At 32.7% G+C, this 13,156-nt stretch carries 15 protein-coding genes and 1 pseudogene; 10 read left to right on the top strand and 6 right to left on the bottom strand.

Features of this window, described 5'->3' with window-relative positions; translation table 11 throughout:
- Positions 1-36 precede the first annotated feature (36 nt).
- The 5 genes from AC0NJG_RS14665 (at position 37) to AC0NJG_RS14685 (ending at position 3,892) form a co-directional block, all read left to right on the top strand.
- Positions 37-636, top strand: a complete 600-nt coding sequence (locus tag AC0NJG_RS14665; RefSeq protein ID WP_087932059.1) for a DJ-1/PfpI family protein — start codon at positions 37-39, stop codon at positions 634-636.
- Positions 637-1,030: 394 nt separating this feature from the next.
- Complete coding sequence (locus tag AC0NJG_RS14670; RefSeq protein ID WP_087953176.1) at positions 1,031-2,026, top strand: CgeB family protein; 996 nt, start codon at positions 1,031-1,033, stop codon at positions 2,024-2,026.
- Positions 2,027-2,211: 185 nt separating this feature from the next.
- Positions 2,212-3,096 carry an alpha/beta fold hydrolase gene (locus AC0NJG_RS14675; RefSeq protein ID WP_474063178.1) on the top strand — a complete coding sequence of 295 codons (885 nt, stop codon included), beginning with the start codon at positions 2,212-2,214 and terminating at the stop codon, positions 3,094-3,096.
- A gap of 160 nt (positions 3,097-3,256) precedes the next feature.
- The gene (locus AC0NJG_RS14680) at positions 3,257-3,469 is read left to right on the top strand and encodes a hypothetical protein (RefSeq protein ID WP_087994210.1); all 213 of its coding nucleotides are present in this window, start codon (positions 3,257-3,259) and stop codon (positions 3,467-3,469) included.
- Between the two features lie 147 nt (positions 3,470-3,616).
- On the top strand, positions 3,617-3,892 hold the full coding sequence (locus tag AC0NJG_RS14685) for a hypothetical protein (RefSeq protein ID WP_474063179.1): 276 nt from the start codon (positions 3,617-3,619) through the stop codon (positions 3,890-3,892).
- A 372-nt stretch (positions 3,893-4,264) separates the two neighbouring features.
- On the opposite strand, the gene AC0NJG_RS14690 is transcribed toward AC0NJG_RS14685, so the two are convergent.
- From AC0NJG_RS14690 to AC0NJG_RS14705, 4 genes are all read right to left on the bottom strand, one after another.
- Positions 4,265-5,053 (bottom strand): GNAT family N-acetyltransferase, encoded by a 789-nt coding sequence (locus AC0NJG_RS14690; RefSeq protein WP_474063180.1) that lies wholly within the window; start codon positions 5,051-5,053, stop codon positions 4,265-4,267.
- A gap of 206 nt (positions 5,054-5,259) precedes the next feature.
- Entirely contained in the window at positions 5,260-5,466 is a 207-nt protein-coding gene (locus tag AC0NJG_RS14695; protein ID WP_087953181.1) for a hypothetical protein, read from the bottom strand.
- 1,543 nt (positions 5,467-7,009) lie between these two features.
- Positions 7,010-7,216: a hypothetical protein gene (locus tag AC0NJG_RS14700; protein ID WP_029438876.1), complete on the bottom strand. Its 207-nt coding sequence runs from the start codon at positions 7,214-7,216 to the stop codon at positions 7,010-7,012.
- A 290-nt stretch (positions 7,217-7,506) separates the two neighbouring features.
- Complete coding sequence (locus AC0NJG_RS14705) at positions 7,507-7,644, bottom strand: DUF3956 domain-containing protein (protein ID WP_000376554.1); 138 nt, start codon at positions 7,642-7,644, stop codon at positions 7,507-7,509.
- A gap of 269 nt (positions 7,645-7,913) precedes the next feature.
- On the opposite strand from AC0NJG_RS14705, the gene AC0NJG_RS14710 reads away from it, so the two are divergent.
- Both AC0NJG_RS14710 and AC0NJG_RS14715 read left to right on the top strand, forming a co-directional pair.
- A complete protein-coding gene (locus AC0NJG_RS14710; protein ID WP_474063181.1) occupies positions 7,914-8,132 on the top strand; it encodes a hypothetical protein in 219 nt (72 codons plus the stop codon).
- Positions 8,133-8,303: 171 nt separating this feature from the next.
- Positions 8,304-8,486: a hypothetical protein gene (locus AC0NJG_RS14715; RefSeq protein ID WP_087953732.1), complete on the top strand. Its 183-nt coding sequence runs from the start codon at positions 8,304-8,306 to the stop codon at positions 8,484-8,486.
- A 233-nt stretch (positions 8,487-8,719) separates the two neighbouring features.
- Here the strand turns inward: AC0NJG_RS14715 and AC0NJG_RS14720 are convergent, their stop codons facing one another.
- Positions 8,720-9,625, bottom strand: coding sequence for an alpha/beta hydrolase (locus tag AC0NJG_RS14720; protein ID WP_087953182.1), 906 nt, complete (start codon positions 9,623-9,625; stop codon positions 8,720-8,722).
- 626 nt (positions 9,626-10,251) lie between these two features.
- Between AC0NJG_RS14720 and menA the strand changes: the two genes are divergently transcribed.
- A complete protein-coding gene (gene menA / locus AC0NJG_RS14725; RefSeq protein ID WP_087953183.1) occupies positions 10,252-11,163 on the top strand; it encodes a 1,4-dihydroxy-2-naphthoate polyprenyltransferase in 912 nt (303 codons plus the stop codon).
- A gap of 97 nt (positions 11,164-11,260) precedes the next feature.
- On the opposite strand, the gene satA is transcribed toward menA, so the two are convergent.
- The gene (gene satA, locus AC0NJG_RS14730; protein WP_087953184.1) at positions 11,261-11,818 is read right to left on the bottom strand and encodes a streptothricin N-acetyltransferase SatA; all 558 of its coding nucleotides are present in this window, start codon (positions 11,816-11,818) and stop codon (positions 11,261-11,263) included.
- A 97-nt stretch (positions 11,819-11,915) separates the two neighbouring features.
- On the opposite strand from satA, the pseudogene AC0NJG_RS14735 reads away from it, so the two are divergent.
- Together AC0NJG_RS14735 and AC0NJG_RS14740 are read left to right on the top strand one after the other, a co-directional pair.
- Positions 11,916-12,014 (top strand): annotated as a pseudogene (locus tag AC0NJG_RS14735) (peptidoglycan N-acetylglucosamine deacetylase); the annotation flags it as partial.
- Positions 12,015-12,386: 372 nt separating this feature from the next.
- Positions 12,387-12,749, top strand: coding sequence for a Na-translocating system protein MpsC family protein (locus tag AC0NJG_RS14740; protein ID WP_000798158.1), 363 nt, complete (start codon positions 12,387-12,389; stop codon positions 12,747-12,749).
- Positions 12,750-13,156: the final 407 nt, after the last annotated feature.

Consider the following 13,156-nt stretch of genomic DNA (forward strand, 5'->3'; position numbering starts at 1 on the left):
GGATTCAAATAAGAAACCATATGAGGTGTTCTAAAAATGAAAATACAAATTGTATTGTTTGATGGCTTTGGTGAGCTTGTTTCTTTCGCACCGTTTGAGGTACTGAAAAGAGCGATAGAAGAAGGGGCTCCGTTTACAGTTGAATTCGTTTCAAGTGAACCAAAACAAGAAGTTACTACCTCGTTCGGAGTTACGGTTCAATTACATGATTTTTTACGAATGGATAATCGTCCAGATTTGTTAATTGTACCTGGTGGTGGCTGGAATCATAAAGCAAAGCACGGGGCACGAAAGCAAGCAGAGCTTGGTACTTTAACCAAAATGATTAGAGAGATGCACAATGAAGGAACGATTGTTGCTGGTGTTTGTACAGGAGGTATGCTACTAGCTGCATCCGGTATATTGAATGATAAAAAGGCAACAATGCATCATTTGGCGCAGAGTGAAATGAATAAATATGGAGCAGAACTTCTTCCTTACAGAATTGTGGATCAAGGGGCTATTATTACTGCAAGGGGAGTTACTTCAGGAATTGATTTAGGACTTTGGATTACGGAAAAGTTCGCAAGTTCTAAAATTGCAGCAGCTGTTGAATATAGAATGGAATATGAGCGGCGGGGAGTTGTGTGGGAATGATTTTTTATTCGCTTAATCATATTTTTGTAGATATTGTAAAAGAGTAAGAGCCAATTCATACGAGCAGGCTCTTTTTTTATGTATTCATTCTCTATGTTTAATAATTGGGCTGAATATAGCCTAATTTTATCCCGCTTTAACGGGCAATAAGACCCCTACCTCAAAATTCAGCGGAAGCAAAGAAATTAGGTGGGGGATCAACTATCCGTAAAAGTCCGATTGGTGAGGGCTGATTAAAGTTTCACTTTATTCCTTTCGTGACAGCTTCTAAAATAAGGGGATTTCAACATAATGGACATAAACGGTGCTTATACATGTAAAGTAAGAGGCCATGAAAATGAATAAAGACTGCTAATTTTCGTGTTTTTTGATTATGTAGAAATAGGGGGATGACATGGAAGACAATAAGCCTAAGAAAATTTTATTTATTCAATCAGGTATTCCTTTTTATTACCCAATGATCGAAGAAGCAATTTTGAATAGTTTACAAAAGGTGAACAGTAATACAATTATGGTAAACCCGGAACGAGCGATAGAAACCGCATTAAAAATGAAACCGGATTTTATTTTGGTACTCGGTGGTTTAAATGAGGGAATTATTAGTGTCATGCCAGTACTAAAGAGTGCGGGTTTTACTACTGGACTTTGGTTGACAGATGATCCGTATTATACGGATGTAACACAACATCTTGTTCCGTATTATGATTACATATTTACGCAAGATTTAAATTGTATCAAGTTTTATAGGGGGATAGGATGTAACAATGTGTTTCATCTCCCTTTAGCAGCAAATCAAGAGGTGTTTAAACCTTCTCTTAAAGAAGATACATATAAGTATGATCTTAGTTTTATAGGCACAGCGTTTGAAAATAGAATTCACTTTGTTGATTCGATTGCAGAGTATGTAGCAGAAAAAAACACAAAAATTGTAGGGTTTGGTTGGGAGAAGTTAAAGAATTATGAAAGGTTAAAGGATAAAATACAACTCCTGCCACTTGCTAAGTATGAAGATGCATTGCAATATTACGTAGCTACTAAAATTAATATAAATTTACATCGTTCACCAAATGATAAAGAATTGAATTGTAATGCCGCAAACATCCAAGCCTATTCAGTAAATAATAGGACGTTTGAAATTAATGCTGTAGGTTCTTTTCAATTAACTGATATACGACCAGATGTAGCGAAGCATTACATACCTGGTGTTGAAATAGAAACGTTTAATAGTGCACGGGAGTTTATACAAAAAGCGGAGTATTATTTGGAACATGTACAAGAAAGAAAACAAATAGCAAAAAATGGGCTGGATAGGACTTTGAAACATCACACATATGATAAACGAATCATACAATTGTTGAACTATATTAATTTGAGAGGTGTGAAGATGTAGTCTAACCCTATTAGCATTGGTAAACATGAAGTTAAGCATTTGGTGCTTTTAACTAGAGTTGCCGCTCGCATTCTATAAATATCATTTACGAAAAAGGGATTCGGATAATTTTGTCGAATTTATTTATTCTGAAAAAAATGTCGCATTTAAACTAGCTTACATCTGAGCATTAGAGGGGATTAAAAATGAATCACTTTTTTGTGGAATTTGGTGAATACCAAGCAAGTGTTTGTGAATGGGGGGATAAAAGTAATCCTCAAATCATTTGTTTTCATGGTTTAGGAAGTACAAAATTAAGTTTTATCGAAATAGCGAAACTTTTAAAGGATAACTATCATATTGTATCGTTTGATCTACCTGGACACGGGAAAACACCAAGTTTCGGGAAAGATGAAGATTACGGTGCATCTCATTTAACAAAGTGGGTAGTAGCATTACTTGAGCAAATAGGAAAAGAAACATTTCATATAGTAGCACATTCATGGGGCGTGAGCGTTGCGCTTCACTATGCAGCCGAACGTCCAGAGAAAGTGAATAAAATGGTTTTATTAGATGGTGGTTATCATCATGGCAAAATGAATGCGGACTATTTTGCGCAGCTATATAAAGATGCGAAAGAAGGAGAGTGTCCACCACGATCATTAGAAGAAGAAATCACTCATTACGAAAAAGATTTTGATGAATATATTTTTGACAGTAAAGAAGCATTCATCCAATCAGAAAAACTGGCTTACAGCAGGTGGTCACCATTACTAGAACGTGCGGTTTATGATTTAATGAGAGAAGACGATAGTAAAATAAAATGGCATGCTACTGGCGATACCGCTAGAGGTGTAATTAAGTTTCAATATACGGTGTATAAAACATTGAAACCGCATAAAATTAAAAGCGATATTTTATTATTGTATTGCGACCTTCCCGATAAGTATTTAGAAATAAGAGAATTGCAGATGGCAGAATTTAAGAAGCGTATTAATATTACGACTAAGCTTTACAAAGATACAGGGCATTTAATGCATTGGGATAGACCAGAAAAGATTGCCGCAGATGTTTTAAAATGGTTCATATAAAGAAAGTCCGTTGTTCGAATGTGAGCAACGGATTTTCTCTTGAAAAACTTAATGTAGTTGTCATAGCCAGTTCCTTTTAAATAGACGCAATAAAACCGAGTTATAAGTTCAAAAGGCAAAAAGTGATGAGAATAAAGAATTAACAAAGCAAGCCAATGCATTGCAAGGTAAGATTCAACAAGAATTTTTAGCTACATTTAATAAATTGAACATGAATGATATTACTGGCGATGTAAAAGAATCCCGTAAATCTTTAGATGATCTTATGGCTTGGATAAAACAATCTGACCTATTAAAATCTCAAAAGGATTTTGTTGATACGTTACCTGAAAAAGAATTAAGTATCTCTAAACTAGAGGAAAGTAAAAAATAAAGAAAAGAGGTTGCTTAAAGGTAACTATTCAGCGACTTTTGGGACAACCTCTTCTTTTTGTTGTAGATTTCAAAGAAAATTTAGAATGAAATAAAAATATAGTCACCTACCTATTATTCAATAATGAAAAGAAAAGGAGGTAGCGAAATGCAACTGAAGTATGGGAAGCACATTAATATATTATCTATTGTTCTAACTTTGTTCTCTTTTTCTGTAATTGTATGTTTCTCTACCTGGTTGAGTAGATATTCAATTTCCAACCTTTCTACAATGCTTAAGGTAACAATGTTGAGTGCATTTATTCTTGGAATTATAGGGTTTAGACAAGAGAAAAGCGCACTAGCGATTATAATTATGGGAATATGTGCCTTTGCTCTAGTCGTTCTATATACTTATGCGGCTATAAGTTTTCTTGAGCATTAAACACCATAAAAAAGAAACGAACATTTTTGTTCGTTTCTTTTTTGGGAATGATTATTATAAAATAGCCTCTTCTAATGATTGAGTGCTGAATTCAAGAATTGATTTTTGAATGTTATTTTCATTGTCTTTTACAATGATATATGGAACGCCCTGTACGTTAAAGGATTCAAACTCTTCTTTTTCTTATGGGGTATTAGGGGTACTCCCACATGGCTATCAACCTAAGAAATTAATTGTTCCCCAAAACGAAAAAAATGAACTAAATTCCCATAAATAACTGTAAAAGGTAAAAATGCCGTTATGGGGGTACCTTAAAATCTTAGCTTGATGGGTATAGGGTGGTACCCCTTTAACAAAATAAGCTGATTTTTTCTATCCCTCGTGAATTTCTTTAATGCTTTTTCCTTCTAAAAATGCATGTCCTGTTTTAATTTTTTCTACTGTTTCAAATCCATATTTTTCATACACTTTTTCTACTCTTTCGTTAATTGGAATCACCCAAAGATTATCTATTCCTCTATGCATTACTTCACTTTGAATAAAATGAATAAGTTCACCTATTAACCCTTTACCTCTAAACTTTTCAATTGTAGCTACACTTTCCATTCGGGCCTGTTTTTCATGTTTAAAAATACAAGCAATGGAACATGCTACTCCATTGTATCTAAGTAGATAATGAGTGAATGCTGGATGTTGGAATTCATCTTGAAAAGCTTTTTTTCTAACTTCGCCTCCTCCAAACTCTTTTATATTACATTCAATATCTAAAGCTTCTTCAAAATTTAATTCAGATACCTTTTCAATAGTAACTTTTTCATTTTTATCTTTTTTAGTTAATTTCTTATTCCATAATTGGACTGGACTTATTAATTCTTCAAATCCAAAATTCTTTATTTGTAATTCAGAAATCAGTTTTTCTTGCATATCTAAGTTGTATATATAAAATCTAGGTACTATATTTTTAGTCTTATAGAAATGGACTACTTCATCTACTACCATTTGTGGATTTAAACTTACTACACTTACATGTGCATGATTCGCATCATAATAATATGGATTACTTTCATTACAAAATATAGAACCCCATGATTTCTCTATTTGGCTAGTAAAGGTTTCAAGATATGCAAAATCAAGCTCAAGAACATTTTTTAGACTAGTCATACAATATTCCCTCTTTTCTATTTATTTCTTCAATATCTTTTGTACTTTATTATACATTTAAATATCTTAATTTTCAGTTTTGTTAGTTGGGATATATCTCATACCCTTCAAAAAATATCTTCAAGAAAAAATGAAATTAACAAATTGTAAGTAGCGGGTTCGCTGCTTTTTTATTTTGAATAGTAAAAGGAACCATAATAGGCTCCTTAATTCGATTCAGAAGTTGTGTAGTTTTTCTTGAAGATATCTTTTATGTTAATAATTAAGGATATAAGGAATCCAGCAGCTAGGATACCGTTTACCCAGTAATATGTATTCCCGGATGTAAATTTATTATAAAAGGAATCGACATTATAATATACTAGGAGCACTGAAAAGATAGTAGAGCATACTAACATACCAAAACTTTTCATGCTGTTCACCTCAATTCTAAATTTTACGACTTTTTATACAATTATACATTTAAATAAAGAGATTTACAAGAGAATTACCATAAGGAAGAGTTGGACAAATGAAACTAACTAAACAAGAAGAAATGGTTGGCATAGGTAAGTTAATCAATAATATTATCGGATTGGAATTAGTAAAATAACGTATTGATCCGCAGAAACTAGAAAAAGCAGTTTCGATGTATAACGAAATGAACGATAACACAACACAAAAACAAAAACGAGAGGCGCTTATTAGGGGGCACCATACATCACCATCAAACCAAAATTTTATAGTATCCCCAGAACGAAATTTTGTGCTAACTTGTAACAAAAAAGCTCATTTTTTCGTTTTGGGGTAATTCTAAATTCTTAAGTTGATGGGCATGGGATTACATCACCGAAAGTGAAAAATTGTAAGTTGAGAGTCGGTAACCTTGTTCAATAATATAGGGTTTTCTGGACAAATGTGTTTAGCAGAAAGACGTATAAAAAATGAATGGAGCAAAACTTAACAAAATCGTTATTTTAATAAAAAAATCGCGTACAAAAATGTACACGATTATATAGAAACCATGTCTTGTCTGTTCATTTCATTCTATGTTTATTGTATGTAAAACGTGATACATCGCAATACATTAAAAGAGCACTCTTAAAAGTGCTCTATGACTAAAATTAATATTGAAAAAGAACACCCAAGATATTGTATGTCTGCTCTTTAGAGATGTGTGGATGAAAAACAAAATCTTTATTTAATAAAAAAAAAAACGATTGTCTGCGGGGGTTCTAAGGGTAATTGTCAAGTAATGACGTACTCGACTAATTCACCATATCATGAATTTTTATGGTAAAAATACTGGTGAATTTGTCCAAATGAATGAGGGCATCATTTTCGACAAAAACGCTATTTTGCACAACAAAGCAGCTAGCTAAAGTAGGTAACTGCTCTGTCGTACGGTTTTAGAAGTACAACTAGATACAGATATACGTTGTAACAAAAAGTTACAACTATATTATAAACAAATATCAAAATAATATGCATGAAAGAAAACTGAACAAAAATTTCATTTTGTTTTAGTTTAAAAGGAAAAAAAGAGCACTTTATTAAGTGCTCTCGTGACGAGATTCATTTTGTAACGACTATTTTATAAAGAAAGGAACGCAGAATATTATATGCGCGTTCAGTTAATTGAGTGCTTTTTACAAACAAAGAGCAGCTAGCAAAAACTAACTGCTCGGCGGGCTCTCCAATAGGGGGAAAGGAGAAAGGTTAGGGACTTCATTAAATGAGTTATGGCCATCGCCTATCTATATTATTGACAAAATATTAAGTTTTATTCAGAGGGGAACTCATAATCTATAAATTAGATTATGATATTCGCTATTACCCATATCGCCCAGCATCCATAACGGGTGCTTTTTTCTTTGTTATATAGAAATTACACATTAAACGTATTTAAATACTGTTTTAGGTATAACATGAATTGACTCACCAATGGTACAGATAACAGATGTTTTTCTATTTAGATTAGATGTTAAATGTACCGTGAAACTCTTGGAAATACAATGCTGGAAAAATATAATGATATTGATATATTACAGAAGAAGGCGCAATTGTAGGAGTAAAGGGGATATGCCCAGGTTGCATACCATATTGACCATATGAAGGATGGTGAAGTAAATGTTGCCAAGTCGAAGTTGGAGCTACAAAAATCCTCATCGGGAAAGGATTCATAATATAATCACTCCTAAAGTAGCATTCATGTAATAGGGTATGCACTTACTGAATATAGATGTGCATAATCTAGGTTTATAAACATAATAATCAACGGACAGAAAATAGGGTTACTAATCTTATGATGTGTTCATTATGGGTGTTTTATTTTACTATGTAGATAGAACAAACATGTGTATAGCAATTATCGCAGGCGCTGCCGTGATCTGGTGGTGTCTTGCTTGTTGTCAAGCAAAGATAAGGGGTAAATAAAAAAAGAGAGCTAATGCCCTCTTTTTTTGATCTGGTAATTAATCGCAGATTGGTATTCCAAGCACTCTTAGAGCTAATGCAACTTGAAGAGAAATCTCTAATCTAGCAATTTCAATACCAGCTACTGAAAGAACTAAAAAAGGTTGTCCATTTACAAACACAACGCAACTATCCATGGTTACGCCTCCTTTCTAGTAATCTAATATAGTATATGAATTAATCATTAATATGTAATAGTTGGATTAATTGATTTTATAGAATTGATAGATTTGCCCATTTAAACAAAACAAACGAACACAACGATTGAAAATAGAGGGGGAAGATAGACTCGCAAATTGAAATATTATTAGTCTAAAACACAAAACATAGACTAGTAAACAAGCTGTTTTCCCTTTTTAATCATAGAATAAGATGAATTCTATTTTTAGAGGAGGGAATCATATCTATGGGATGGAATAATAATTTTGGGCATTCCCGAGATCGTAATAACTTTTGGGATGATTTAGTATTTTGCGGATGTGGTCGTAGACGTAGAAGAAACGATTTTAACAATTGTCATTGTAGACGTGACTGTGATTGTGATGAGTGTCGTCGCAGACGTAATCATGACCGCGACCACGATCGTGAACATAATCATGATCATGGTGATCATCGAGATTGGTAAAATCTTTTGAAAGAGTGCACATCTTAATCGCACTCTTTTTTATTATGTTTTTATGAATACTTATTAACTCGAAGGATACAGTTTTAATTTGATTTAACATCTGACAAAATGAATGAACACAACGAACAAAAATAGAGGTGAAGAATCGTGAACTCTAACGTTACATTTTCCATGCAAATGAATGGCGAAAGCAAAGATGCTACGGCTTATGTTAGTGGTATTGCAAATATATCTGCAATTCTGTTAGCTAACGCAGATAGACATATAGTTGATAAGTTGATAGCTCAAGTTGACATAGAAGAGAAGATGTTCATCGAAGCTACTTTAGCAGGATTAAAACATCATTCTCAATAAGTACAGTGTCTCAAAAACATTTTATTAATTAGCATGATATACCATCACATCATCAGAAAGACTAATATAAATTAGTATCCATACAATAAAAAACGTCATCATTTCTAATCTGGCCTGTTTAGAAATGATGACGTTTTTTTGTATTTAAAGGTATTAAAATTTCTTAAGTTGATGGGCATGTGGCGGATCCCTATTTTCAGCTTGTTTCAATTCCTTTCTTACTAGATATCCACTCATTTGCCCATGTATTGGCGGAAAAATTCTATTTGTTCGTTGTTAAGTATTGTTGCTTCGTCTTTTCTTAAGTCAAGGTGGAATACATGACCGCTAGTTTTGTCATTATGACCATATTCCTTGTAAATATAATGAAGTCCTGCGGATTCTAATTTACTAAGGAAAACAGGTTGAATCCCAACCAATCCATCATTAACACTACAAGTCACAAAGGACTGAGGAAAAGATGACGTAATGTTTGACTGAAAATCCATTTCCTTTTCATATTTATAAATTTCAGTTCCAAGGTAGTCCTTCATCAAAGCATTTAAAAGACTCCTGTACCATTCTTTCGTTTCTTTGTTTTTTATTCTATCGAGAGGATCATACATTCCGTGGTTTAATCCCATTGCTTTTATTTTTATATCAGGCATTTTGAAGTCAAACAGTTTTGCATACTTTAAATTAGTTATAATTGCTGCATACTGACTTGCAATCTGGGCTCCCGCTGAATCACCTACAATAAACAAATTATTTAAGTCCATATGAAACTTTGTTGAATTATTCTTCACCCAATGAAAAACCGAATTTACATCTTCCAGAGCCGCTGGAAATTTATATTTTGGTGCAAGACGGTAGTTGAAGTTTACTACCGTAAACCCGTACTGGGCTAAATTCATGCAGTAAAATTGATAAGCTTCCTTGTTCCCGTACACCCAGCCACCACCATGAATCGATATAATTACTGGCAAGGGTTTGTCCGTATCCTTTGGATAATACACGTCAAGCAAATGGTCTTCACTTTTATCCCCGTAGTAATCAAGGTTGTCAAACCTTTCTATATTTTCTGGGGTAGTTAACCCTTTATCTCTTTTAGCATCACCCTTTTTAAATATCACATTTAATAAAACTGATGTTAATGACATTTTTCCACACCTCTTTTTGTGCAATGAGAATTATTTAACGGATTATTTTTTTTTGGGAATTATATTTCGATAGAAGAAATAATTTATTCTTGTTCTATTAATCCGCCCCTTTAATGGAATAAGGAATGATTATTTGTTCCTTTCCCATAGCTTTCTATAGTCACCTTTAGGGAGGCATATTAATTTACTAGAAGAATACCATATTAATTTGGATAATGTAGTATCATTAGATTCTTTAAGATCACTAAAACTCTCTTGCGTTGTTAAAAACAAGGAAATCGTTTTAAATAGGGGCTTATCGTTGTATATCCGCATTTTCCTGATGGTATCCCATGCTCATCAACTCAAGAATTTTATAACATCTCCAGGATGAAAATTCCATGTGTTTTTGACAGACAACGGCTTATTTTTTCGTTTTGGGGGTATTTGCTTTTCTTAGCTTGATGGCGATGGGGTACTACCCCATATTAGAAAAAACGATATTTTGATGCAAAGTTATGGTGCAAGCAAGAGCATTACAGTTCTATCACCAATTCATTTTTTGATATAATGGATGCGTGGCAGAAAACAGATAGAAAGATACTGCTAGTAATTTATACTTAAATGTAGGGAGATTGAACAGAGTTATGGGGACAGAAAAAGAAATTAGTTCCGCTAAATTAATATGGAAGATGACGCGCCCGCATACGTTAACGGCGACGTTTTCTCCTGTGATTTTAGGAACAGTGGCATCACTTTATGTTGCCAAAATTGATTGGCTTTTATTTATTGCGATGATGGTTGCATGTTTGGCATTGCAAATCGCAACGAATTTATTTAATGAGTACTATGATTTCAAACGTGGATTAGATACAGCTGATTCTGTTGGAATTGGTGGCGGAATTGTCCGTCATGGATTGAAACCAAAAAATGTTTTAACAGTTGCGCTTTTATTGTATGTAGTAGCAGCATTTATTGGAGTTTATATTTGTATGAATAGTAGCTGGTGGTTAGTTGTCATCGGTTTAATTGGAATGGCGGTTGGCTATTTATATACAGGTGGTCCATTACCAATTGCGTACACTCCGTTTGGGGAATTAGTTTCTGGATTGTTGATGGGGACATGCTTTGTACTTATTGCTTTCTTTATTCAAACGAATACGATAACGACTGAAAGTGTATTAATTTCCATTCCAATTGGAATTTTAGTCGGTGCAATCAACATGTCAAATAACATCCGAGATATCGAAGAAGATATGAAAGGTGGAAGAAAGACATTAGTAATCCTCCTTGGGAGAGAAAAAGCAATAGTAACACTAGCTGTAGCCTTTTTCGTTGCTTATTTATGGATCGCGGTAATTGTATTGATGGGTTATATAAGCCCTTGGGCATTAGTGATGTTCCTAGGTTTGAGAAAGCCAATCTCCGCCATTCAAAGTTTCCAAAAAGGAGCAAAGGATCCAGGGTATATGCGCATCGCAATGAAATCAACAGCGATGACAAATACGATTTTTGGCTTTTTATTATCAGCAGGATTATTAATAAGTTACTGGTTTTAAATAAAAATATTGTTAAGTAACTTAACCCCAATTTCTCAATTTTAATATGGAGAGATTGGGGTTTTTATTTTGACTATGTTTAACGTTAAGAGCATTTTCATTTGAAATGAAAATACCAATACATTGCAACTTCATCACTTGTCATATCCAAACCTTTATAAACAAGAAAATCAAACCCACCAATTACAAATCCACATTTTTCATAAAATTTACACGCTGCGACATTATTATTTTGCGTTTCAAGCATGATACCCGTCATATTGTCTTTCTTTGCCCATTTCTTTGCTTGATCAACTAATCTTTTACCAACCCCGAGTGTACGATATTTTTTATCCACCGTTATATCTTCTATGTAAGCATAGTGATTCCAATTCTTTTTCAATACTATGAATCCAATGATTTGGTTATGTAACAGTGCTATGTAAATTACTTGATTAGGGTTATTAATATATTCATTGTACTCGAGTTCTTCATTATCATTTTGATTTTGTAAATAACTTTTTTCATAACTCGGAACGTCTTCTACTGTATATTCTATGCGTCTATTTACTTTTGAAAGAGAAAGAATTAACCGAGCATTCACTATAAAACTATCATCAATCTCCGGGAAATTGTCTACATCATTTTTTTCTAACTTTCTAATTAAAAGGTTCATCGGAGTACCCCCAAATAATAAAATTTCCTCTGGTTTTTTATGTAATTCAAATGAATTGCAATGACAAAATTATAATAGACTTTTAATAGTAAGGCTATCATTACAAGTTCTTCCTGAAATCATTAAATTTTATAAAGAGAAAGGGTATGAATTTAGGGTATACAATGATGAGGGCCATTTTCGTTTAAACTTCTAGAAAAATCAACGTCTATAGTATAAGCTTATTTCTTTTAAAAAGTGTTTTTATTATTAAATCAATAACTAAGACAAAAGTCGATTTAATATTTTATAAAGAAATCGGCTTTTTCTTTTATGTATTACGTTACAAGAGCTTTCTTATTTTACCCGGAATGTCCTTTTTAGAAATGCATGCAACAGAGCTTTTATAGTAAGAGTATTTTGTTGGGGATGATCAAAAAAAATCTATATTGTAATATAAAAAATTACTATGATTTGAAAGGATACCTTGCAACAATCCCAATAAATCTTTCTCAATAATTGAAAATAAAATCAATCCAGATTATTATATTGTTATTGTAAATTTATTTTATTAAAGGAGGATACATAAATGAAAAACTCAAAAGGCTCTATTGAATCAGAGATAAGTAAAGCAATTACGCACTGGGAAAAGGACTACCTAGGACGCGGGTCTATATCCGTTAAGACAGATATATTACGGGATATGATTATCGTAAATTTACAAGGTATTTTAACACCGGCTGAATATACTGTTTGCGAAACGAAAGACGGTATGCTAACGATAAAGAAAAATCGTTCGGAGCTAGTTGAATCTGGAATTGATGATTTGAAAGAGATTATACTCGAATTAACTGGAGAGAAAGTGAAAAGCTTTCATACGGATATAAGCTCTCGTACAGGTGAACGAGTAATGATTTTTAAATTGTTTCATAATCTTGAGGAGAAATTTTAAAAATTAAAACCACCGTAGGGCTAGTGGGAGATAATTAAGAAACCTAAAAGTTTTGCACTTTAGTTACATTTATTAACATGATAATAATTAAAAATTTGAAGTTATTTACGTATAATAAATCTTAAAAACTGATAAAAAAATTGACAAACTGCTTAATATGGTTTATCTTATAATTGTTTTAAAAATTAATAGATACTTATTTTAACGGTTTGCTATAATTAAGGCTTTAGCATTTTTTTAATATGTAATATTGACTAAATGAAAAAGTTTCTTAATTGAAAGATAGCGCATAACGTAAATTGATATATTGATTGCATAATCTAGGAGATCAGAGATATACTGTTATTTTTCATAGGAGTAATACATACATTATTAACCTCTATAAAATGGGAGCTCTTCAAAAAACT

The organism is Bacillus sp. SSR7 (assembly GCF_055902415.1).